At 55.9% G+C, this 23041-nt stretch carries 19 protein-coding genes; 5 read left to right on the top strand and 14 right to left on the bottom strand.

The features are described 5' to 3' along the window. Positions 1-72 precede the first annotated feature (72 nt). The gene (locus A2V21_308675) at positions 73-891 is read left to right on the top strand and encodes a hypothetical protein (protein ID OIJ74326.1); all 819 of its coding nucleotides are present in this window, start codon (positions 73-75) and stop codon (positions 889-891) included. Between the two features lie 102 nt (positions 892-993). Further along, the gene (locus A2V21_308670) at positions 994-2010 is read left to right on the top strand and encodes a hypothetical protein (protein ID OIJ74325.1); all 1017 of its coding nucleotides are present in this window, start codon (positions 994-996) and stop codon (positions 2008-2010) included. A 42-nt stretch (positions 2011-2052) separates the two neighbouring features. On the opposite strand, the gene A2V21_308665 is transcribed toward A2V21_308670, so the two are convergent. The 14 genes from A2V21_308665 to A2V21_308600 all read right to left on the bottom strand — a co-directional run bounded on the left by A2V21_308665 (position 2053) and on the right by A2V21_308600 (position 16642). Next, entirely contained in the window at positions 2053-3240 is a 1188-nt protein-coding gene (locus A2V21_308665) for a hypothetical protein (protein OIJ74324.1), read from the bottom strand. Between the two features lie 473 nt (positions 3241-3713). Continuing rightward, on the bottom strand, positions 3714-4808 hold the full coding sequence (locus A2V21_308660) for a putative lipopolysaccharide heptosyltransferase III (GenBank protein OIJ74323.1): 1095 nt from the start codon (positions 4806-4808) through the stop codon (positions 3714-3716). Further along, positions 4805-5707, bottom strand: a complete 903-nt coding sequence (locus A2V21_308655) for a hypothetical protein (protein OIJ74322.1) — start codon at positions 5705-5707, stop codon at positions 4805-4807. Before A2V21_308655 ends, A2V21_308660 begins: the two co-directional genes overlap by 4 nt. A gap of 1 nt (position 5708) precedes the next feature. Further along, positions 5709-6530, bottom strand: a complete 822-nt coding sequence (locus tag A2V21_308650) for a hypothetical protein (GenBank protein OIJ74321.1) — start codon at positions 6528-6530, stop codon at positions 5709-5711. Then, complete coding sequence (locus A2V21_308645; protein OIJ74320.1) at positions 6527-7726, bottom strand: hypothetical protein; 1200 nt, start codon at positions 7724-7726, stop codon at positions 6527-6529. Before A2V21_308645 ends, A2V21_308650 begins: the two co-directional genes overlap by 4 nt. A 23-nt stretch (positions 7727-7749) precedes the next feature. Then, positions 7750-8913: a hypothetical protein gene (locus tag A2V21_308640; GenBank protein OIJ74319.1), complete on the bottom strand. Its 1164-nt coding sequence runs from the start codon at positions 8911-8913 to the stop codon at positions 7750-7752. Between the two features lie 16 nt (positions 8914-8929). Next, entirely contained in the window at positions 8930-9676 is a 747-nt protein-coding gene (locus A2V21_308635) for a glycosyl transferase family 2 (protein ID OIJ74318.1), read from the bottom strand. Positions 9677-9908: 232 nt separating this feature from the next. Continuing rightward, positions 9909-10877 carry a hypothetical protein gene (locus A2V21_308630; protein OIJ74317.1) on the bottom strand — a complete coding sequence of 323 codons (969 nt, stop codon included), beginning with the start codon at positions 10875-10877 and terminating at the stop codon, positions 9909-9911. Further along, the gene (locus A2V21_308625; GenBank protein ID OIJ74316.1) at positions 10874-11818 is read right to left on the bottom strand and encodes a glycosyl transferase; all 945 of its coding nucleotides are present in this window, start codon (positions 11816-11818) and stop codon (positions 10874-10876) included. Before A2V21_308625 ends, A2V21_308630 begins: the two co-directional genes overlap by 4 nt. Before the next feature lie 31 nt (positions 11819-11849). Beyond that, a complete protein-coding gene (locus tag A2V21_308620) occupies positions 11850-13367 on the bottom strand; it encodes a hypothetical protein (GenBank protein ID OIJ74315.1) in 1518 nt (505 codons plus the stop codon). After that, positions 13364-13945: a hypothetical protein gene (locus A2V21_308615; GenBank protein ID OIJ74314.1), complete on the bottom strand. Its 582-nt coding sequence runs from the start codon at positions 13943-13945 to the stop codon at positions 13364-13366. Before A2V21_308615 ends, A2V21_308620 begins: the two co-directional genes overlap by 4 nt. 131 nt (positions 13946-14076) lie before the next feature. Further along, positions 14077-15060 carry a hypothetical protein gene (locus A2V21_308610; GenBank protein ID OIJ75125.1) on the bottom strand — a complete coding sequence of 328 codons (984 nt, stop codon included), beginning with the start codon at positions 15058-15060 and terminating at the stop codon, positions 14077-14079. After that, positions 15060-15614: a hypothetical protein gene (locus A2V21_308605; GenBank protein ID OIJ74313.1), complete on the bottom strand. Its 555-nt coding sequence runs from the start codon at positions 15612-15614 to the stop codon at positions 15060-15062. Before A2V21_308605 ends, A2V21_308610 begins: the two co-directional genes overlap by 1 nt. Next, on the bottom strand, positions 15611-16642 hold the full coding sequence (locus tag A2V21_308600; protein ID OIJ74312.1) for a lipopolysaccharide heptosyltransferase II: 1032 nt from the start codon (positions 16640-16642) through the stop codon (positions 15611-15613). The genes A2V21_308605 and A2V21_308600 overlap by 4 nt, the downstream gene beginning before the upstream one ends. A 244-nt stretch (positions 16643-16886) precedes the next feature. Here A2V21_308600 and A2V21_308595 point away from each other — a divergent pair, with 244 nt between their 5' ends. The 3 genes from A2V21_308595 to A2V21_308585 all read left to right on the top strand — a co-directional run bounded on the left by A2V21_308595 (position 16887) and on the right by A2V21_308585 (position 22974). Then, the gene (locus tag A2V21_308595; GenBank protein ID OIJ74311.1) at positions 16887-19598 is read left to right on the top strand and encodes a hypothetical protein; all 2712 of its coding nucleotides are present in this window, start codon (positions 16887-16889) and stop codon (positions 19596-19598) included. 133 nt (positions 19599-19731) lie between these two features. Beyond that, positions 19732-20574 carry a hypothetical protein gene (locus A2V21_308590; protein OIJ74310.1) on the top strand — a complete coding sequence of 281 codons (843 nt, stop codon included), beginning with the start codon at positions 19732-19734 and terminating at the stop codon, positions 20572-20574. A gap of 6 nt (positions 20575-20580) precedes the next feature. Then, complete coding sequence (locus A2V21_308585; GenBank protein OIJ74309.1) at positions 20581-22974, top strand: hypothetical protein; 2394 nt, start codon at positions 20581-20583, stop codon at positions 22972-22974. The last annotated feature ends 67 nt before the right edge of the window (positions 22975-23041 follow it).

The following is a 23041-nucleotide window of genomic DNA, read 5'->3' as shown; positions in this document are numbered from 1 at the left end:
AATTGTATCGATACCGCACAATATAATATACTATGCTCGCAACACACAATAAGATAATCGAAGAAGGATGGAATGCTGTCAAAAAATGATTTAAAAGTCCTGCTCCGTTCGATGTCATGGAAGTTCATGAAGAACTGCAGGCCTCAAGATAACCCTGATTGCAAAGACCTTGAGACCTTCATGTGGAACGGGCAGCCGATCCATTACCGGCCCTGCAGCAGTGACGCCTCTCATATCTACAACATATTACTTGTAAAAGGCCACAAGGGGCGCAAAGGAGAATATTACATCCCCAAAGAGATCGACCCCAAGGTCATTGTTGACATCGGCGCGAATATCGGGATCGCTTCCATCTATTATGCCACCATCTTCCCTTCGGCAAAGATCTATGCTTTTGAGCCGGAGCCCAATAACTTCAAGCTTCTTCAGAAGAACATAGCCGGATACGCAAATATAAAACCCTATTGTATCGCTCTCGGAAAAGAGAATAAGGAGACTACTATCTATAACCCGTGCTCTTCGAAAAACGAGTTTTCAACTTTTTCGATTGTCGATGATCCGGCTGAGCGCGAATCGAAATCCGGCATCACGGTGACCCTGAGAAAGACATCCGAGATCCTGGATGAAATAGGTGCGCGCGGCATAGACCTTATCAAGATAGACACTGAAGGCTCCGAATACGACATACTGACGTCTTTTGACGAAGAAGTTTTGCGCTCGGTCCGCTGGATAATCGGCGAACTGCACGGCGCGCGCGATTACGAACTTTTATCATACCTTGAGCAGTGGTTTGCCCTGGGCTATAAACGGAGGATCGGAAGGGTTCACTTCCCTTTTTATGCCTGCAACAGGAATGCGCTTCACTCTCTCAGGACGTATCGCATGGTCTGATCGGCAGCAGGATACGCTCGAAATATTCCGGCTCTTTAACCAACCTCGCATCTCGCTCTAAAACCAGTCCTTTGGTGAATATTGAACCCGGATCCGGAAACCATGGAGATCACCCCTAAAGGCATTTTAAAGATAAATTTTTTAGCCCACCTCAACCCCTTTTTCTATAACGGCGGTGGCGAACAGTATACACGGGCCATCGTCAACGAAGGGCGGCGGCGGGGGCACAGGATACGGGTGATCTCGGTGTATCCTAAAAGCAGACGGATACTGAGCAGACTTCTCAGGTTCAGAAAGCCCGATCTCTGGATGCTCTTCGATGTTTTCAACTGTCCTGACCATAAAAAACACTTCAGTGATTCATTCTTAAAAAAAATCGTCTCTCGTGAAAATTACATCCTTGGCCAGAACGCATATGGGGACATATGCTATCTGAATGCCCTTCCGTGTAATGGCAATATTGGAGATGGAACAAACTGCGTTGAAAAAAAAGAGGACTACTTCGGGGTCAGGGGTAATAATTCGGGGTGGAGGAACGGGTATTGTCCTGTAAATGACAATAAAGAGCTTTTTACAAAGGCGGTCTTCAATATATTCCTCTCGCCGCTCCATGCCTCCGTATTTCAGAAGATATACCCCGGGCTTAAAGAAAAGACCTTTATACTGAAGCCTCTTGTTGATGTGGACCTTTTCAGAGACAAGGGGATTAAAAGGGATATCAAATATGCTTCTTACGGAGGGCATTCTGAAACAAAAGGCTTTTACAATATAATGGAAATGTTCCCTAACGAGGAGGTTATCTTTTTCGGGTCAAAAAACGACAAATTGCCGCGGAAATTCGGATACGGCAAGGTCATCGGCCGGATACCATACGACGAGATGCCTGAGTTCCTTAACAGGGTCGAATATTACATACATATGCCAAGGTGGCCGGAACCGCATGGCTTGATCGTCAATCAGGCGGCGCTGTCGGGCTGCAAATTGATCACAAATGACAACGTTGGCGCGATGACACACAGTTACGACATGATGGACAGGGAGGCCTACAGGAAAAACGCGGAGGAGCTATGGGAAAAAATTGAGGATACCGTGAAGCAGAAGAGATGCGTTAAGCCATAAATCCTTCTTTGCCCCATTTTATGACTTTTTAAAGACATCAGGTTATCTATCGTCCACTTCCCTGCCGGCTCCCAAAAACATACCCGTCAAAGCCCAGAACAACTGCCCGGTATGGCGCGTCATGATATCCTCGGTCATATTGAGGAGGAAAAAGACGGAGGTAAGGACCAGCCCGGCGAGTATGATGCTGAATTGCGCGCTATTGGAAGCACATTGACCGACCTTCGCGTGCATCATCCAGCAAAGCTTCCCGAAGATCAACATGAGCAACACTATGCCTGCCACCCCTGTCATGACGCCATAGCTAAGCAGGATGTTGTGCGGGTAGACGTAGCCGAGCCTGAAGTCAGGCACATATATTTCCTTATTCCCGAAGCCCCTGCCGAAGACCGGGTTCGATGATATCTCCTTTACAGCCCCCTCCCAGATTATCCAGCGCTCCTCGGTCCTGATCCTTTCAAACGAGGTCTTCATCGACTCGATATCAAGGCCGAAGTCCAGGTCCCTGTAGGTGGCGAGCAGCGGCAGAGTCACAAGTATTGACGCCGCTACCGCTCCCGCCAATATTCTTCTCTTGAGCCCCTGCCGCAAGACCTTGCCGTAAATAAAAAACAGGAACGCCGCCATGATGATGGCCAGATAGCCTACCCTCAGCCTCGCGAAATAGACTCCCGTGCAGAAAACCGGCACAAGCGCTATGGCAAGGGTCTTAAGCCTTCTCCCGGCGCTGCCGCAGCCCGCAAGCCCTATGGCTACAATAGCGGCAGAGAGCATGAAAAAACTGTAATAGGCCCGCTTGCCATACAGGTATCCCGAATCAACAAGCTCCTCAAAGCCGAGACCCAGGACAAAATAGGCATAGAAGCTCGCCAGGGAGACGAGCGCCGCGCTTATAAGGAAAGGGATGGAAAGACTTAAAAAGTCCCGCTCGCCTTTTGTCATCACATAAAAGACCCAGAACGCCATGAGAGGATATACGACATCTTTTTTTACCTCTGAAATGGAAAACGGCAGGTCGCTCCCCGGGATGACCGACAAGAACGCGAAAGCCAGCCACATGAGAAGCAGCAGCCTCATCGGCGGCCACGCGACCCGGCCCATCTTCCACATGTACGCGGCGGCAAGCGCGGCGGAAATAAGGAAGCTCGCCTCCCTCAACGAGGCGACCCGGGGAAGGTTGAGGACAAATAGATAGACCCCCATCGAATACAGGGCGGCCCTTTCGAGCAAAGGTCTTGCCTCTGCCCTGGGAAGATGCTCCATCGATTCAGACCATCAGGAATTTGTTACGGCACTCAGCACAACAGGGACAGGCCGATATATGTGAACATATATCAGGTTCCTGCTTTGTCAAGGGCTCGCGAGGAAAGAACTGAACCACTACCGTCTGGAAAGCGGCTGGTTCTTTAGTTTGTCGGCTGAAAGCCCGACTGAAATCTCCCCCTTTTCTAAAGGGGGACTAAGGGGGATTATAATGACTTCAAGATAATCTCCCCTGACCCCTCTTTAGGAAAGAGGGGGACCAGCCTGGCATAGGACGTAAGCTTGAAAATCTCATTAGACGCGCTGGAAGTCTTCGCCTGTAAGGCGAGGGAATTCAGGTCCCATTGTGAGACATCAAGATTGGCTGTTCGTTTATTTGTGATGGGATCGAAGACGCTGAGGGGTCTTTCTAATAAGGGATCAGGAGAGTCGGGAACAGGTCAAATGGAGCGCCGGTGGCTCGACTTGCCGAGCATTTCCCTCACGGCGTCGTAGACGGTCCGCACATCCAGTTCAACGAGGCAGTCGCTCACCTTGCCTCCGCCGCATCCGTCCTTGCCGCACGGCACGCAACTGTGCCGGTCTGATGTCACTACCCTGTGCCCATCGCCCCAGGGGGCCCAGTCGACCGCGAATGATGGGCCGAAGAGCGCGACCGCCGGAGTGCCGACCGCGGCTGAGATGTGCATCGGGGCTGAGTCAACGCCGAAAAAAAGAACTGCTTTACGTATGACCGCGCCAAGCTCCTTTAATGAAAGCTTGCCGGTGAAGTCCGTCACATCCGTAGTAAGGCGTGACTTCAATTGAGCCACATAAGAGATCTCAAAGGCCTCCGGCCCTGACGTGAGCACCACCGGCATGCCGAGTTCCCGCTGGACAAGGTCGATCAGGGCGGCGTTTTTTTCAGGGGGCCAGCTTTTGAACATCCATCTCGATGTGGGGTGGACGACCATGTAAGGTCTTCCGTCAAGATTTGCCCCTGCAAGAAGGCCTCTTGCCTTTTCCGCCGCTTCGCTTCCTTCGAAAAACGATGTGCTGCGGTGCTGCCTTTCCGGGAAGATGCCTATCCTCCTCAGGCAGTCGAGGTTACGTTCGACATAGTGTTTTCCTGAAGAGGCCATCGTAACCGGGAAATTGAAAGAGAGCTGGCCGAGTAGATTCTTCTTCGGCGCCCCGACCCTTATCCCGGCCCCTGAGAGAAGGGCGAAGTTGCGGCTCCGGTCCCCTGAAGTGAGGGCGACGGCCATGTCATACCCGGCTCCGCGGACCTCTTTCACAAGCCGCAGCTCTTCTTTGAGCCTGCCCAGGCCGCGCGTCTTTCTGTTATAGACCAGCACACGGTCTACATCCGGGTTAAAGGTAAGCATCTCCTCTGTGCCGCGATTCACAAGCGCGTCGACCTCGACACCCGCTATCGACCGCTTCAGGGCGCTGAAGACAGGCGTCGTAAGGAGCACGTCACCTATGTTCTTGAAGACGATGACGAGCGCCCGCCGCACCTTCGTAAGGTCAGGGTATCCGCCGTTTGCCTTCATCTTATAGCCCTGATTATTTCCTCGCACCTGTGCGCGTAGGTGTGGTTTTCAAGGATATGCCTCTGCCCCTGGGCCGCTATCCTTATGGCCTCCGCCTGGTGTCTGGAGTAGTAGAGCGCCTTGTCCGTCGCCTCCTCCTCAGACCTGAAGCCGATGTAATGGCTGCCTTCCTCGAAAAGGTCTTCAAAGCCGAGCCCGTCGTAGGTGTTCGTGAGGAGCATGCATTGGCCGTTAGCCATCGTCTCGAAGACTCGCATATTGACGTCCTTGCCTTTTACACCGTCAAAGCCGGCGCCCACGTTAAAGCCGATCGTCGAACGCGCAAGCTCGCGTGTCGCCTCGGCGCCGAACCGCTTTCTGAAATAAAAGTTTGTCGTCAGCCCGGCCTTTCGGAAGAGCTTCTCAAAGGCCCGCCTGTGCTTATAAGGCGCGCCGCACATGCCTATGTCATAATGGCTCCGGCGGGTGAGCCTCTCCCAGAGGCTGTCGGCCGAGGCCATTTGAGGCCTGTAGACGTGGGTCTCCGGGTCAGCGCCGAGCGGGAGCCACCTCGCCTTCTCACCGAACCCTGCCACCACATGCTTCTGCGCGACCCAGACGAAATCGAATCTGTATTTTTCACAATACGCCCTGTGTATGGAGAGCTTGTGGCAGGAATCTATGCTGACGTAACCCTTTGGGCCTTTGTACTCCCCCAGGAACGGAAAATCCACAGGCAGGCCGCAGTCTACAAGAAGCAGCAGGTCTCCTGCGGGGGCCTCCTTCCACCCCGGCGGATCATGCGGGTCAAAAGGCATATCGACGACATCGACAGGAAGCCCCTTGAACGCCTTGGAATAATACCAGGCCGTCGTATGCGGGATGACTGAACGCAAAAAGATTATCTTCGGCCTGGCCATGCTATCCCTTCCTCCACTCGGCTATCCTGCTTTTTACCTTGCCGGCGTCTTCCGGGCCCCGCACCATGCCGCTCTTTTCCCTGAACATCCTTGCCGAGGCGTCCTTGCTCTCGGTCTTCTCATGCCCAAGGTGAAACTGCACGGCCACATACCTCGCTGATCTCATCTTGAACCCGGCTGCCTTCAGCCTGTGAGATATGTCGGTGTCCTCGCCGCCACCCCTGGTCTCGTACTCCTCGTCGAAACCGTTCACAGAGAGTATGTCTTTCCTGTGTACGGAAAAATTACAGCCCAGAAGGCTAAAGGGCGCCTCCCCCCTGATGCGGCTGAGTATCCTTAGCGATTCCTCGTAATATTTTATCCTTCCGGATAAGGACTGGTACGCGCCCCACAGGGTAGGCCCGTCGAAACTCCCGTTATCGACCATCTCGAAGGTCACTCCCTCCGAGAGCCTTCTCCCCATCATCACCCGTCTGCCGCCGAGGAACGCGCCTTCTTTTCGCCTTTTCCAATGCGCCTCTATGAAATCCTTCGCCACAACGCAATCCGCGTCCAGGAATATTATATACTCCCCTCCGGACTCAAGGATGGCGCGGTTCAGTATCCTGCATTTCCTGAACCCCTTGTCCTCCTGCCAGATGTGCTTGACCGGGAAAAAAGGGGCGTAGGAATCAAGCCACTCGCGCACCTCTGGCCCGGAGCCGTCGTCCGCGATAATGACCTCGAAATCCCTGAAGGTCTGCCTCTCGAGAGCGCGCATGCAGAGCTTCAAGTATGAAAGATAGTTATAGGCGCCTATGATCACGCTTACCTTCGGCATCATCCCGCCACTCCACGCGTTCGCCCGGAGGCCGCTTTCTTTTCGGCTGCCGCCGTCTCGACGAGGGATATGAACCTTGCCATGACCACATCAGGGCCGCACTTTAACGCGGCATTCCTCCTGCGTGTACGCTCTGAGGCGAGCCTGCCGGCGCGTTTGTGCCCCTCTTCCTCCAAGAGCGCCTCTTCGATCATCGACGCGAGCCTGACCTGGTCCGCGGGCACATCCACCGTCCAGCCTGCCTTTTCGTCCTCTATAAACCGGGCCGCCCCGGCCCCCTTGCCCAATATGACAGGCAGCCCCGCTGCCAGCGCCTCTATGGCGGCTGTCCCGAATGTCTCGAAAAGGGAGGGCAGCACAAAGAGGTCGGCGGCCGAATAGAGCGCCCCTACGTCCTTCACGCCGCCGAGGAAGATGACCCTGTCCTTCACGCCGAGCGAGGCGGCGAGCTTTTCAAGCCTTTTTGTCCCACCCTTGTCTTTGCCGGCGACCAGAAGGATGGCCCTGCTCCCCTTCTCCTTGAGGATAGCCGCCGCCCTTATGGTCGACTCAAGCCCTTTTATGGAAAAACCAGAGCCGACATGGAGGAGCAACGGGATATCCGGGGAGATGCCGAGGGGCTCCCTTGCCTTCTTTTTAGCCTCATCGTCTATATGGAATTCTATACGGGTAAGGTCCAGCGCTGGAGGTATCACAAAGAAACGGCCAGCATCCACGCTGTAATGCTTCAGTATCTGGTCTTTTCCCACCTCGGAGAGGACTACGATCTTTCCCTTCCCCCTCTGGATATTCCCGAAAAGGCGTTTCTCGATCCCGTTTATCACGGCGTGAAGCGGATTTATGGCCAAAGAGATATGCTCCCTGAGCCCCCCATGCCTTCTCCGGAACGCCTGCCATTCCCTGTGGCAGGCGTTCCCCGCCCTGTATATATCCATCGAAATGGTCCTGTCATAGCCCAGCACGACATCAAAGCCTTTATGCCTGGAGAGCATGCGTTTGCTGAAAAAGGCGAATGAAAGGACCTTAAGCCATGAGGCAAGCCTTACAACAGGCACCCTTACGACCTCGATGCCCTCTTCGGGCCCAGAGGCCCACTCGCCTGTAAAGACCGTGACAAAGACGCCGCGCCTTACGAGCGACCTTGCCAGGAGGGCGGCCTGACGCTCGTATCCGCCGAACGGATTATATCTCTGGAGCACTAACGCTACTTTCACCAGGCAAGCTACTCCGAATGAGTTTTGGTGCCAGCGTTCTCAGGCGCGGCAACGGACCGTGAAGAAAGCAACCCGGAGTAGAGCTCTTCTGTCCTGTCGAGCATGCTCTCTATGGAAAAACTCTTCAGCGCAAGCGCCCTCGCGTTTTTTGAAAGCCTCTCGGAAAGGCGCGCGTCGGCAAGGATCTCCGATATCCTGTCCGCAAGGGCTTGCGGGTCTTTTACAGGCGCAAGAAGCCCTGTCTCTCTGTCTTTTACGATTTCCTTAAAGGGCTTTAGATCGGTAGCTACTACCGGGACCCCCATCGCCATCGCCTGCAGGACCGACTGCGGCACTCCCTCGTTGGCGTATGAGGGCTGGACGAAGATATCGAGGGAAGAGAGGATATTCGGAACGTCGTCCCTGTGGCCGAGGAGATGAAAACGGGCCCCAAGCCCGCTGGACGCTATCGCCTCGGAAATGGCGCCTTTTCTCGGGCCGTCGCCGGTGATAACGAACCTGGCCAGAGGGAACCTCTCTGCCACAAAACGGGCAGCCTCTATGAAATACTCATGGCCTTTCCAGCTCCTTAAAACAGAGACCATGCCGACGACCGGCGTATCGGGGCCGGCCCCAATCTCTTGCCTTATCCCGGCAAGGCCGCGCCCGGGGTCAAAGGCCGCCGTATCGATGCCCGTCGGGATCGATACTACCTTTCCAGGGTCAACGCCGTTTCTTTCTATCAGCGCTTCTCTTATCGCCTCGGCGGTGGTGACGATCTTGTCAGGAAGCCTCCGGTATATCAAAGAGGACGCGAAACCCACCGATACCGGGGTAGAGATGTGCCTGGTCCTTATGACAGCCGGCCTCTTCTTCGAAAGCCTTGATGCCAGGGTCAGAAGCCAGCTGTCCCTTGAACTATGAGTGTTGACGATGTCAGGCCTGTACTTCTTTATGGATCTTACGAGGGAGAGAACGGTCTTTGGATAATCCTTCTTCCTGAAGGATACGGATAAGGCGTCAAGGCCCGCGAGGCGGGCCTTTTCAAGTATCAGGCTATCGTCCTGGGCGATGATGATCACCCTGTGCCCCCTGGCCTTCATGCCAAGCGACTCGTTCAGGATCCTTATCTCCTGCCCGCCCCAGCCAAGAGATGCCTCTGAATGAAAAATGGTCCACACATTAAATCCGATCCGATTTTACCTGCCGTCATTTAAGCCCGGACTTCATCTCCCATAGCTTGGCGTATTTGGCAAGCGTGTATGAAGCGTAGAGTATCGAGAGGATCACACCGGCCGTCCCGTCCAGAAAACCGCGCCTTAATACGTACATCTTGAAAAACGTGAAAGACGGCCGAAGGAGTATGTCGGTTATACCCGCGTTCCTGCCCTGGTTGAGCATCTCCTCGGCGGCAAGGGTCGAGTACCTCTCCATCCTCCCCAAATAATCCGATACGTCCTTATAGGTCCTGTGCTCAAGAGGGCTTTTAAGCTTCGCCGTGGGGCCTTTAACCTCGACCCTTTCGTGCACGTACCTGTCGGTGAACCTGCCCGACCCCTTCCTGTAAAGGCGCAGGTTGTAGTCGGGCCACCAGCCGCAATGCCTTATCCACCTGTCGCCGAAGTAGTTCTTCCTCGGGACGTAATACCCTTTCGCGCCGCCCGCCATCGCCTCGAGTATCTCTTCTTTTAGCCCCGGCGTCACCCTCTCGTCGGCGTCTATGTTTAGTATCCAGTCGCCGGAGGCCCTGTCCCCGGCGAGGTTCTTCTGCCTGCCGAAGCCGAGCCACTCGTCGTTGAAGACCCTGGCCCCGTACTCCCTGCAGATATCGACGGTCCTGTCATCGCTCCCTGAATCAGAGACGATTATCTCGTCCGCCCATTTGACGCTTTCCAGGCAGCCCCTGATGTTCGCCTCTTCGTTGAGGGCTATGATGGTGACCGTCAGTCGCGGCATCGGCTTCCTGGTATCACTTGACGGGCAGCGCCTCGTCTATGAGCATCACCGGGATATCGTCCTTGATGGGATATATGAGCCTGCACCTCTCGCAGAGAAGCCCGTCCTTTTTATCGGTGAGCTTCACCTTCCCCTTGCACTTCGGGCAGGCGAGGATATCAAGTAGCTCCTTGTCTATTGGCATGGATACGATACCTCCGGAAAATGGATATAGTATAACACTCAATAACGGTTACTGCCCGGACATGCCCTCGCGGACGGCCTTCCTTCCGCCCATCCTCACGTACTCCACCCCGCCTATCATGCTGACAAGGACGGAGGTGGCGAACCAGAGGAGCGAAAGGGCGATGGCCTCCTCCTTCGTGGCCCCGGCCATCGCGAAGAGGTAGATGAACGCCCCCTCCCTTATGCCGATCCCGGAAAGCGATATCGGGAGCATGGAAATGACCGTCGTGAGGGGTATGAAGAGAAAATAATAGCCCAGTGGAATCTGCATGCCGAGGCCCATTGTCCCCAGCACGTAATAGCCCAGTATGACGCCCCCCTGGACAAGGACCGAGCACGCGAATATCTTGACGAGTATGTCGTAGCGCTTCTTATAGCTCATGAGCACCTTGTAGAAGGTGTCTATCTTCCTGTTTATACCGTAGAAGTGGATCCTCTCCAGTATTCTCATCGCCCAGGAATGCAGAGGCCCTATCCAGATGACCATGCTCATGGCGGCGAAGCCGCCTATGAGGATGACGAAAAAGCCCGGCAGCTGGGTGCCTTTTATAAGGGCGTAGCCCGGGATGAGAGCAAGCGACGTTATGACCATGAGAGCACCGAACCCGGCATATCTGTCCATGAATATCGAGGCGAGCGCCACGTTCCCGTTCTTCGAATACCTGTAGAGGTAATATCCCTTGACGAGGTCGCCCCCGACCATCGTGGGAAGAAAGTTATTGAAGAACATCCCGACGAAGTATATCGAAAAGAGCCTCAGGTAAGGGACGTCCAGGTCCTTTTTGAGTATTACCGACCACCGGTAGGTGGATATCGACTGGAGGCAGATGAAAAGCACCGCGACAAAGACGATAGCAAGGGGGTTCACAGACGCGACGGTCTCCCAGAGCTCGGAGGTATCGAGGCTTCGCAAGAGGAAATACATTATCGCGACGCTGACAAAGACCTTGACTACGGTCGAAAGGAAGCCCTTCATCTGCCCAGCACCTTTCTCACCGTATAGATGGGCTTGCCCTGGGACTCGTGATAGACCCTGGCGAGCATCTCGCCCAAAAGGCCCATTATGACGAGCTGGACCCCGAGTATCATCATGAGTACGCTAAGGAAAAGAAGCGGCCTGCCGCCTATGCTCTCTCCCATCACTATCTTCTCGAAACTGAGATAAAGGGCGATGATGAAGCCTATGAAGCCGAGGGCCAGCCCCCCGGGGCCGAAGGCGTGTATGGGCCTTGTGGAGAAGCTCTGCAGGAACTTTACCGTAATAAGGTCGAGTACTACCCTTATCGTCCTTGATATCCCGTACTTGGACTTTCCGAACTTCCTTGGATGGTGGTTGGTCTCCACCTCCGTTATCGACGCCCCCACCCAGCTCGCTATCGCAGGGATGAACCTGTGCATCTCTCCGTAGAGCCTGACGTTCTTTATGACCTCTTTCCTGTAGGCCTTGAGCGTGCAGCCGTAGTCGTGGAGGCGGACCCCGGTGACCCAGGAGATAAGCCCGTTGGCCACGATCGACGGGAGCCTGCGGGATATGAACTTGTCCTGGCGGCGCTTGCGCCAGCCGCTCACCACGTCATGGCCGTTTATCTTCTCAAGGAGCCTGGGTATGTCCTTGGGGTCGTTCTGCAAATCCGCGTCCATGGTGATGATGATGTCGCCCTTGGCATACTCGAACCCGGCTGCCATAGCCGCGGTCTGGCCGAAGTTCCTCCTGAAAGAGACCACGATCACCGCGGGGTCCTTCTCCTGGATGGATTCCAGCACCCTTAAGGTACCGTCCTTGCTGCCGTCGTCCACAAAGACTATTTCGTACTTCCTCCCAAGCCCGTCCATCGCTTCCTTTATGGACTTATAGAGATGGGGCAGGCTCTCTTCCTCTTCGTAAACCGGTATGACTATGGAAACAGACTCTTCCAAAAAAACGGCCTCCTAAAGCGCTCTCGGGCGCTCAGTAATTTCTGATCTCTTTGGCTTCAAAGCCCTTGAAGCCGTAACAGCGGAAGGCGGAGAACTCCTTTACGGGCCTTCCTCCCCAGTCTATCTCGACAAGCTCCTTCTGGCAGGCGCTGAAGGCCTTCTCTACCATGGGCTCTATCCCGGCATCCCCGCCCTTTACGTATATCGCGTCCTTACCGAGGTGCTCCTGAGGGCCGGGCCACAGGTCGTACTGGTTCATGCGCCTGTCCCCTGTATTGACGTTATAGGCCTTCGGGTTGCCTTCGGTATAAAGGGCGAGCTCGCTCGTGATCTGGTAGGTATCGCTCAGTATCAACACATCCCCGGGCCTTTTCATCCCGTCTCTCATGAGCGATACCTTCCGCCCAAGCTCCTCCCAGCCGATTACCCTGTTGTACGGCGCTCCGGTTATTATCTTCCTGGCCCCGAGTGGTTCGAGCACCCAGGGAAAATAAGCTATAAACGAGGCGGCCGCGCCAAGACCGATGCCAAAGGCGGCTATCCCCTTTATTATCCTCTTGCGGGGCGGCTGCTGCCTCTCGCAGAGCCTTTCAACGGCCCACGCCGCGGCAGGGAAAGCTGTCACGAAAGAGGCCACGGCCCAGTTGGCCTGCACCTTCCCGTGGAGGCTCTTCAGCAGAAAAAAGGCGAAAAGGGGCGCTGAGGCGAAAAACGCCAGCAACAGCTCATCCCTTCTCTCCCTGAGACCCCTCGACAGGGCCATCCAGACCCCATAGACCATCGCTATGAAAATAAGGGGCGTAAGTAGCCCGGCCTGCGCGCCGAGGAACTCGAAAAAGGCCGCCCAGTGCAGGCCGCCTTCACCCATATGGGCCTGCCCGATGGTGTGCTTTATTGTAACCTGTCCATTTATAATATTCCAGAGGATAACCGGGCTTGCGGCAATGAGACTTAAAAGGGCGGCGAGGTACGGCTCAGCCCTTTTAAGCCAGTACCTGTCCCGCCTGGAGGCGAGAAGATAGAGGAAGAGGCATGGGTAGATGAGCGCCATCGTATATTTGCCCAGAAAGCCAATGCCCGCGAGCAGGCCTCCGAGGTACCACCAGCCCGAGCGCCTCCTTATTGTCCCGAGGTGAAAGCACCAGACCGAGGCGGCCCAGAAAAAGATGAGCATCACGTCGGTCGTCATGAGGATAGCGCCTATGGAAAAGAGCGGGTTCAGGTTGGCTATGAGGGCCGAGTAAAACCCGGCCTTTTCGCTTTCGAAAAGGCCCCTGCCGAGGAGATAGATCATAAAAGAGCCGGCTGCCGAGAAAAGGACCGCGCCTATCCTTATGCCAAACTCATTCGCCCCGAAAACAGAGGTAAAAAGGGCTATGACATAGGCTACCCCCGGCCCCTTGCTGTAGTAAGAGAGGTCCAGCCTCCTCGACCATTCCCAGTAATGGGCCTCGTCCGGCGATACGTCAAAAGGGCCCCATATGATGTAGGCGCCCCTGAAGATGGTAAGAAGGGCTATGAAGAGTATCGTCAGATTCCTGTATCTCAAGGCGCGCCCCTCCTCGACCTTAGCGCCTCAAGCGCCTTTACAAGCCTCCTTCTGAGATACCCTCTTTCAGCAGAGTAAAAGGCGAGCGCTATAGCCCCGCCGAGGATGGCCCCGACCGTTACGTCAGCCGGATAGTGCACGCCCACGTAGACCCTTGAGTACGCAACAAGCGCGGCGATTATCAGGAATACGGGGCAGAGCTTCATGTACCTGGCAGAGAGGAATACCATCGCGGCGAATATGTTGGTGGCGTGTCCGGAGGGCATGGCAAAGGAGCCGCCGCAGCCCACGAGCAGGCGCACCCCTTCGAGGGAGTTGCAGGGCCTTATCCTCATGAAAACGCCTTTTATATAGTTGGAGGCGAAATCGCTCGTAAGGACGACCGCTACGAGGACGATGAGCCCTATCCTGTCCTGCCTCTTTCCGAGCGTCCAGATGAGGACAGCCGCGACGATGATAACGCCCAGGAAGTTCATCTTGCCTGTCACGTAGACCATGAGAGAGTCGAGGAACGGGGCGGTCCATGATGTATTTATGAGCCTGAAGAGTTCGGTGTCGAAGTTTATGATGGCGTCCATGTTAACCCGATTTCTGTGTTTTTTGAATCAGCTCTGTCGATTAAAAAAAACTGTTTTTTATGTCTTGCCGCCAACAGCACCATCTACGCCCTGCCGGGCTTTTTGGGTCTGTTAAAGACAAAACTCTCTGGTCACCTTAATTTTTCAACCGCCTCCATCACTTCATCGACCGTTATCCCGCTCATGCATATGGGGTCGACGCATTCCCTTTTGTAGCAGGGGCTGCAGGGAAGCCCCTGCCTTATAATGATGTGACCAGCTCCGTAAGGCCCTGTCCTCCATGGCGCGGTCGGCCCGAAGAGGGCTATTACCTTCGCGCCTGCGGCGACGGCGAGGTGCATGGGGCCGGAATCGACCGTCAGCACAAAGCTTGAGAGGGCGCTTAAGGCGGCCATCTCCTTAAGGTCTGTGGCGATATAGGCCCCGCCAGCGGCCTTGGCCATCTCTTCGAGGGCGGGCCTGTCAGCAGCCCCGCCGGTCAGAACTGCCTTGAGCCTGCCGTCCGCGGTTATCCTTCTGGCGCTCTCGATGAACAGTTCATCTTTCCATAGTTTGGCAGCCCACCTCGCGCGGGTGACCATGACGAAAAAGGAATCATCCACCCCTTTTTGCCTGAGCTTCTCTTTTACGGACGCGATAGCGCCCCCCAGTTCAAGCGTAAACCCTGCCGCCCCTGCCGCCCCTCCGGCGTGCCTCGCAAGCGCCAGGTATCTGTCGACGGCGTGCATCTCCGGGTCATAGGACGGTAGCTTTTCGTTAAGGAAGATGTGGCTAAGCTCCCTCGCGTTCGAAAAACCTATTTTCCTCTTTCCCCCTGCAAGGAGCACCCATACGCCGCTTTTAAGGAGCCCCTGGAAATCGAGCACAAGGTCATAGCCCCTGGACCTGAGGAGCCCCGCCGTCTTGAGGTTCTCTGAAAGACCTCTCGCCCAGCCCCTTTTGACGACGATGACCTCATCTATGAGCGGATGCCCCGAAAGGACGCCGCTTGCCGCCTCCTCCACGAGCCAGTCTATCCGTGCCGCGGGGCCAAGGCCGTCCCTTAAGGCCTTTAGCGCTGGCAGGGTATGGACGACGTCGCCAATGGATGAGAGCTTTATTATAAGGACCTTTATCAAGGGTTACGCCCAAGGTCCGCGAGTATCCAGCCAGCGGCCTCCAGGATATCCTTTGCTATGAAGTCAGGGGCCTCTTCCATCCCCTCAAGCTCATGCGCCCCCTTGCCTGTAAGGACGAGTATGCCCCTGGCGCCGAGGTTCCTTGCAAGCCCCATGTCCGAGGCCTTGTCCCCGACCACATAAGCCTTATTGGAGTTAAGCTCATGTTCCAGGGCCGCCTGCTCAGCAAGCCCTGTACCGGGCTTGCGGCAAGAGCAGTCGATGTCCGGATGGTGGTTGCAGTAGTAGATGGCGTCGAGCCTTGCCCCGCCAACGGCAAGAAGCTCTTTGAGCCTCGAGTTCACGGCCTCGACATCGGCGTCTGTGTAATAGCCCCTGCCCACGCCCGACTGGTTGCTTATTACTATGACCTTTATCCCCAGCTCGTTCATGAGGCGTATGGCCTTTACGGCGCCCTCGATGAGGACCAGCCGCTGCGGGTCTGAGAGATAACCGACGTCCTCGTTTATCGTGCCGTCCCTGTCGAGAAAGACCGTAGCTTTGGAATTCATGCCGCCAACCCCTTTATCGCGGTAAGGACCTCGTCCGCCCCTATCGCCCTCAAGCAGTCGTAATGCCCGAACCTGCACTCCCTTTTGAAGCACGGGCTGCACTCTATCTTTTTTCTCACCACTGTTACCCTCTCGCCCAAAGGCCCGGTAAGCGAATCTTCCGTCGAGCCGAAGACCGCTACTGTCGGCACCCCCAGGGCAGCCGATATGTGCATCGGCCCCGAGTCGTTTGTCACCACCGCCTCTACCAAAGAGACAAGGGCCATCGACTGCCTGAGCGTGAGCTTGCCGGAGAGGTCTATCGCCGGGGCGAAGGCGGCCTTTACAGCGGCGCACGCCTCCGTATCCTCCGGGCCGCCGAATACGAGGGCGGCGCCTTTTCTTTCAGCCGCGAGAGCGCCAAGCACGGAAGCGAACCTCTCCGGCGGCCACCTCTTTGCTGGCCCGTAGCTCGCGCCCGGAGCCGCGCCGAAAACGGGCGCCCCTTCAAGCCCTCTTTCCTTGAGGAACCGCCTTGCCCAGCGGGACTCTTCTTCCGATATATACAGGCCCGGCAAAGGCCTGTCCGGGACTTTGCCGCCAAGGGCCTCTATTATATTGAGATAATAAAATACCTGGTGCTTTTTTTTGACTTCGTCCGAGGCTGTTATGGCGCGGGTAAGGAGCGGCGACCTCAAGTCCCTGGCATGGCCCGCGCGCTCAGGTATCCTTGAAAGAAATGATATGAAGGCCGCGTCAAACGCGTTCTGGAAGAGGACCGCCAGGTCAAAGCCCCCCCGCTTAAGCTCGGCCGCAAGCCTGAGCCTCCCCAGGAGCCCCCTGTGCCCCTCGCCATACTCGATTATTCCCGCGACGGCCGGGTTGTTCTCAAAGACAGGGACCACCCTCGCCTTCGCGAGCAGGGTAAGCTTCGCCGACGGATAAAGGGCCTTGAGCGCGTCAAGGGCAGGAAGGCACATGACAGCGTCCCCTATCCAGTTCGGCACCCTCACGAGCACCCTCTTAACTCCAGCTTTCAGCATGGCCATTACACTCATCCGGCAATCGGGTCTGGTGACAAAAACGGCTAATTTGTTATTATATTACAGGACATCGTTTAAATTCAATCGAGAATTCCGGCAGTTGCAATGTGGCTACAGGCTTCCTTTACTTGACACCGCTCCGTCTCTATGTTTAAGTTTTATTGAAGATGGAAAAACCAAGGTTAAACCAGGAGATTTTATCAAAGACCTTTGGCGGGATAGCCCCGTAAAGGTCTTTTTTATTCTGCCTATGGACTGGTACCAGAAAAAGACCGAATCCATAATCTCTGAGCTCTCTACAGACGCCCAGCGCGGGCTCAGCCACACCGAGGCCAAAGGCCGTCTGGCCAAATACGGCCACAACCAGCTCTCCGGGGAGAAAAAAGAGCACCCTGTCCTTAAATTCCTCAAGCAGTTCACCGACTTCATCATACTTGTCCTCATAGGCGCCGCCGCCATAGCCGGGCTCCTTGGAGAATGGATAGACGCGCTGGCCATCATGGGCATAGTCGTCCTTAACGGCATAATCGGCTTCATGCAGGAGGCCAAGGCCGCGAAGGTCATGGACGCGCTTAAAAAACTCTCCGCCCCAAACGCCAAGGTCTTGAGGGATAACACGCTCTCCACGATCCAGGCAAGGGACCTGGTACCCGGTGATGTAGTCGTCTTCGAAAGCGGGGACCATGTGCCGGCAGACTGCAGGATAATAGAATCGAGCTTCCTTAAGATAGCCGAAGCCGCCCTCACAGGAGAGTCCCACCCCATAGAAAAAGAGACAGAGCCCCTTGATAACACCCTTCCGCTGGCCGACAGGACAAACATGGCCTATACGGGCACCCATGTAGTTTACGGCAGGGGGAAGGGCATAGTCGTAGAGACGGGCATGGCTACAGAGATGGGCAAGATCGCCAGGCTCCTGCAGCAGGTAAAGGCCGAGCCGACCCCGCTGCAAAAGAGGCTTGAGGAGTTCGGCCGCCTTCTGGTCTACGCCGCCGGTATTATCGTCGCAGTCATCTTCTTCCTCGGCATCCTGCGTGGCGAGCCAATACTCGACATGTTCCTTGTGGCCGTAAGCCTCGCGGTCGCCGCCATACCGGAGGGGCTGCCGGCGGTCGTGACCATAGTATTGGCCCTCGGCGTCCAGAGGATGGTCAGGAGGCACGCCCTCGTAAGAAAACTGCCGTCTGTAGAAACGCTCGGGGCGGCTACCCTGATCGCGTCCGATAAGACAGGCACCCTCACGCAGAACCAGATGACCGTCAAGAGGCTCTTTCTCGGAGGAGGCGCCGAGATAGAGGTCACGGGGACCGGGTACGCGCCGACGGGAGACTTCCGCGAGGGCCCTTCTTTAATAGACCCCGATGCCGAGCGCGTATTGATGCAGGCGCTCAAGGTAGGGGCGCTCTGCAACATGGCCGAGCTTAAGAAGGAAGGCGATTCCTGGAGGGCCCTTGGGGACCCGACCGAAGGGGCGCTTGTTACCCTGGGGCTCAAGGCGGGCATTGAAAAGGCAGAGCTTGAAAAGGAGCTTACTTTTGTCGGCGAGGTGCCCTTCGATTCGGAACGGAAGAGGATGACCGTCGTCTACCGGAAGGGGGACGAGGCCTGGTTCGCCTTCATAAAGGGGGCCGCGGAAAAGGTCCTGCCGCTTTGCCATACCGTGCTCGACAAAGATGGGCCGCGCCCCATGACCGATAGCGACAGAGAAGGCATAGCAAGGGCCGATGAGAGCTTCTCCAGGAGCGCCCTGCGGGTACTTGCGCTCGCGTACAGGGAATCCGGCTCCCATCTCGACATCTACAGCTCTCACTCCCTTGAAAAGGACCTCGTCTTTGCCGGGCTCGTCGGCATGATAGACCCGCCTCGCCAGGAGGTCTTCGAGGCCGTAAAAAAGGCCATCTCAGCCGGGATAACACCTCTCATGATAACCGGCGACCACAAGGCGACAGCCGTGGCGATAGCCGGGGAGCTCGGTATCTTCAAAAACGGCGACATGGCCATAACAGGGGAAGAGCTCGACAGGCTCACCCATGAAGAGTTCCTTAAGTTTCTGCCGAAGATAAAGGTATACGCGAGGGTAAACCCCGAGCACAAGCTCAAGGTCGTGAAGGCCTGGAAGGAGCGCGGAGAGATAATCGCCATGACAGGCGACGGGGTCAACGACGCGCCAGCCTTGAAAGAGGCGGATATCGGGGTCGCCATGGGTGTGACAGGCACCGACGTGACAAAAGAGGCGAGCGACATGGTCCTCACAGATGACAACTTCGCCTCGATCGTCTCCGCCGTGGAGGAAGGGCGCGGCATATTCGACAACATACGGAGGGTCGTCCACTTCCTCCTTTCCTGCAATATCGGCGAGATACTGGTCCTCCTTGTGGCCTCGCTCGCCGGCATGCCCCTGCCGCTACTTCCGGTACAGATACTATGGACAAACCTCGTAACCGACGGGCTCCCCGCCCTCGGGCTTGCGATGGAGGCGGTCGACCCGGACGTCATGACGAGGCAACCGAGGCCGAAGAACGAGGGCATAGTCACGAAGAACCTTTTGTGGGTCATGCTCCTTCAGGGCATATTCATCGCCATCTGCACTCTCATACCCTTCGCCATCGAGGTCTATTATTTCGAGGCAGATCTCGTAAAGGCGCAGACCATCGCCTTCACCGTACTTGTCCTCTGCCAGAAGTTCCACGTCTTCAATTGCCGCTCGGCATGGACCTCGGTTTTCAAGATCGGGATCTTCTCCAACAAGACCCTCAACTGGGCTGTAGCGCTGATACTCTCCACACAGCTGCTGCTCATCTATGTGCCCTCCCTCCAGTCGGTCTTCAAGGTAGTCCCATTAAGCCTCCTTGACTGGGCGGTCGTGGCCGCCTTCTCGGTACAGCCGCTCGTGCTGATGGAGATGGTAAAGTGGCTCTATCCGAAACAGAAGATACACATGCAGAGGAAGTCGATGGAGTGACCTCCGCGGAGGCCCGATCCCTCCAACCGGCCCGACATAAGCTGCCCCAACCCATTGATTTCCCTTATATAAAAAATTTTACTTAAGTTCATCTACCGGGTGTCGATAAGAATTTAAACCATATAAAAACGGGATGAAGACAATGCAGAACCTGATATTTGCCATATTTTTTATCGTTTGCGCCTTTCCGGCCCTCACATGGGCGGATGAGGTCGAGGAGATACGGTGCCTCTCATGCCACAAGGAGGTCAAGGAGGCCTACTCAAAGACCAGGCACGGCCTCTCCTTCGGCCTTGAGGGCGGCTCCGGATGCGCCAACTGCCATGGCGACGGGAAGGAACACCTGGACGCGGTCGACAGGGAGGATAAGGACCTGAAGATCGAAAACTTCTCCAAGCCTTCGGCTGAGGCGTCAAAGAAGTGCCTCGCGTGCCATGAAAGGGGAGAGACCCTTTTCTGGAAGGGAAGCACCCATAGCCTTTCAGGCGTGAGCTGCTTCAGCTGCCATAAGGTGCACTCAGCCACCCGGGTATCCGGGACAGATATATGCCTCAACTGCCACCAGGACAAGCGCGCGCAGATACTGAAATCCTCGCACATGCCGGTGCGCGAGGGCAAGATGACCTGCTCCGGCTGCCATAACCCCCACGGCTCCATAGGGCCGAAGATGCTCAAGACCCCTTCGGTAAACGAGACCTGCTATTCATGCCACTCTGAAAAGAGGGGGCCGTTCCTGTGGGAGCACGCGGTGGTAAGAGAGAGCTGCGCGAACTGCCACGACCCGCATGGCTCCAACAACCCGGGGTTGCTCAAGTCCAAAGGGCCGTTCCTCTGTACCCAGTGCCATCAGTACGGCGGACACGTAAACATGCCCAGGTACAACAGGGCCAGCGCGGCTTACGGCAAGGGCTGCATCAACTGTCATACGAGGATACACGGTTCAAATCACCCGTCAGGGGCCAAATTCACAAGGTAGCCAAAAATGCGCAAAAAAATTGTTTCTACCATCATCGCCGCTTTCTTCCCGGTCTTAGCCTGGTCCGCAGATGAGACAACATACTCGGGAGAGATGAAGGCCGGGTACCAGCACCTCGCAGGGGGCGACTCGGCCAAGTTCAACGAGTACAGGGACATAAAGGACGGGCTATACCTGTACAGGTTGAACCTCGGGCTTCTGGACAGGCCAGGAAGCAGATACATAGACCTCGCTGCCAGAAACCTCTTCCGCGACGACCAGAACGTGCTCCTGGCGACCGGCAAGTGGCGCAAGTGGAGATTCGAGCTCGAATGGGACGAAACACCGCACCTTATAAGCACAAAGGCCAAGACCCCCTACAATTACCAGGGCGACGGCATCTTCACCGTCCCTTCCACCGCGGGAGTGGACATGAGCACCGCCGGCGCCTCGACAGCCAAGGACTCTACTGTAGCGAGTTATCTCTCCTCCAATCTCCATGACACCGAGCTTGGCACCCAGAGGGAGAAGGCACGGATATCCTATTCAATGAACGCCACCCCTGAGCTTGCCTTCAAGATATCGGCGGGCGTCGAGCGCAAGGAGGGCTTCGAGGTCACCAGCGCCGCGATAGGCGACAGGCCGCCGCGGGCCCTGAACACCCAGATAAGCGAGCCTGTGGATTACAGCACCAAAGAGCTTTCATTCAAGACCGACTACGCAAAGGAGAACTACCAGGTTCAGTTCTCCTATCTCCTCTCGGCCTTTGATAACGATAACGACTCACTCACGTGGAACAACATCTTCTACGACCCGACTTCCGGCAACACAACGACCGTGGAGGACGGCGCGACAGACAGGACATATTCCACCGTCGGCAGGACGGCGCTCTATCCGGACAACCTCTACCAGAACTTCACACTTACGACGGCCTTTAACCTTCCAAAAGAAAGCAGGCTCGACGCGACCGTCTCATACAGCAGGTTCGACCAGAACGAAAACCTTCTGCCTTATAGCTATAGCGCCCTCGGAACAGACTGGGATTCCGCCAGCAAGCTCCCCAGGACATCCGCCGAGGCGGAGTTGAGCTCGACCTACCTGAAGCTTAACTACTCTATTATCCCTGTGCAAGGGCTCGGCCTGCATGGCTTCTACAACTATTACGGTCTGGAGAACGGCACAAATACCGACGAATGGTACTATGTGACCCAGGACGCATCCTCTAACACCTCTGGCGGGACAAACGTCAATAACCAGCGCAAGAACCTTGCCTACGATTACGCCAAGCAGAATTACGGGGTTGACGCCTACTATCCTTTTAAAGGGTACAGGTTCGGCCTGGGGTATGAAAGGGAGGAGATAGGCAGGGACTTCAGGGAATCTGACACGTCCGAGGACATATTCAAGGCCTCGCTCTCCACGCAGCTTGCGAAGATACTCTCCCTCAAGCTCAAGTATCACTACGGGATAAGGGACGGGAGCGGCTATAACGGCGAGGTCACCGATGAAAGCTATCATTTTTCGAACGCCGCCGAAAGCGGGAGTGACAGGCCTGTCTCGGCCTTCTCGAACCACCCTGACCTGAGAAAGTTCGACGTAGCCGACAGGAAGAGGAGCCAGTTCGACATATCGGCTGCGGCCTCACCCCGCCCCGACCTCTCTTTCTCGGCCAGCTACAGCTTCAGGGAAGACGACTTCGATTCCGACGTCACCTCCACGCAGCCGTTGGCAGGCACCGGTTTTGCCGCCGAGGCTGGAGTAACGCCGGGCGACCAGCTCGGGCTTTTGAAGGATAGAAGGGACTTTTATACCGTGGACGCCTCCTACAGGCCTGAAGAGAACATAACGCTCTCGGTCTTTTTCTCAAGGGAGATATTAAAGCAGGTCCAGCGGGGGATGGCCGTCGACGAAAACGCCAGGACAACCTCTGCCACCTGGGCCGTCGCATCAAACCAGTGGATGGCCGAGGTACACGACAAGACCAACACCTTTGGGGCCGCGGCAGGCTATGTGATAATACCGGAGAAATTGAACCTGGCCGTCGACTACACCTACTCCTACGGGACGGTAGCCATAGATTACACCGGCTACGGCTCTGACCAGCCTCTCACGACCACTTACTATGCCTTCTCAAACCCTGACAAGGTAAGCCACAGGAACCATGTCATAGACGCCACCCTTGAGTACAAGGCCATGAAGAACCTGGTAGTGGGCCTCTCCTACCTCTACGACAGGTACAAGGTCAAGGACTGGATGCAGGAGGCCACGGGCGATTGGGTCGAAGAGGTCGGCAGCGAATTCTTCTTGCGCGATGAAACCGAAGACAACCGTTGGGGTAACAGGCTCGTAACCCTCGGGAGCCTTCTCGGCCCAAGCTACGAGGCCCACGTGGGGATGCTGAGCGCGGCCTACAAATTCTGATCGTCCTGCGGAAAGCCCGACTGGAATCTCCCCTGACCCCTCTTCAGGAAAGAGGGGTCAGGGGAGA

It is taken from the genome of Deltaproteobacteria bacterium GWC2_55_46 (assembly GCA_001595385.3).
Taxonomy (GTDB): Bacteria; Desulfobacterota; GWC2-55-46; order GWC2-55-46; family GWC2-55-46; genus UBA5799.
This window is presented reverse-complemented; position numbering and strand designations above follow the sequence as displayed.

Bases quoted from the DNA above. Each gene is read 5' to 3' on its own strand.
- A2V21_308675 (OIJ74326.1), top strand. From the start codon at position 73: ATGCTGTCAAAAAATGATTTAAAAGTCCTGCTCCGTTCGATGTCATGG.
- A2V21_308670 (OIJ74325.1), top strand. From the start codon at position 994: ATGGAGATCACCCCTAAAGGCATTTTAAAGATAAATTTTTTAGCCCAC.
- A2V21_308660 (OIJ74323.1), bottom strand. From the start codon at position 4,808: ATGAAGGCAAACGGCGGATACCCTGACCTTACGAAGGTGCGGCGGGCG.
- A2V21_308655 (OIJ74322.1), bottom strand. From the start codon at position 5,707: ATGGCCAGGCCGAAGATAATCTTTTTGCGTTCAGTCATCCCGCATACG.
- A2V21_308650 (OIJ74321.1), bottom strand. From the start codon at position 6,530: ATGATGCCGAAGGTAAGCGTGATCATAGGCGCCTATAACTATCTTTCA.
- A2V21_308635 (OIJ74318.1), bottom strand. From the start codon at position 9,676: ATGCCGCGACTGACGGTCACCATCATAGCCCTCAACGAAGAGGCGAAC.
- A2V21_308630 (OIJ74317.1), bottom strand. From the start codon at position 10,877: ATGAAGGGCTTCCTTTCGACCGTAGTCAAGGTCTTTGTCAGCGTCGCG.
- A2V21_308615 (OIJ74314.1), bottom strand. From the start codon at position 13,945: ATGGACGCCATCATAAACTTCGACACCGAACTCTTCAGGCTCATAAAT.
- A2V21_308605 (OIJ74313.1), bottom strand. From the start codon at position 15,614: ATGAATTCCAAAGCTACGGTCTTTCTCGACAGGGACGGCACGATAAAC.
- A2V21_308600 (OIJ74312.1), bottom strand. From the start codon at position 16,642: ATGGCCATGCTGAAAGCTGGAGTTAAGAGGGTGCTCGTGAGGGTGCCG.
- A2V21_308595 (OIJ74311.1), top strand. From the start codon at position 16,887: ATGGACTGGTACCAGAAAAAGACCGAATCCATAATCTCTGAGCTCTCT.
- A2V21_308590 (OIJ74310.1), top strand. From the start codon at position 19,732: ATGAAGACAATGCAGAACCTGATATTTGCCATATTTTTTATCGTTTGC.
- A2V21_308585 (OIJ74309.1), top strand. From the start codon at position 20,581: ATGCGCAAAAAAATTGTTTCTACCATCATCGCCGCTTTCTTCCCGGTC.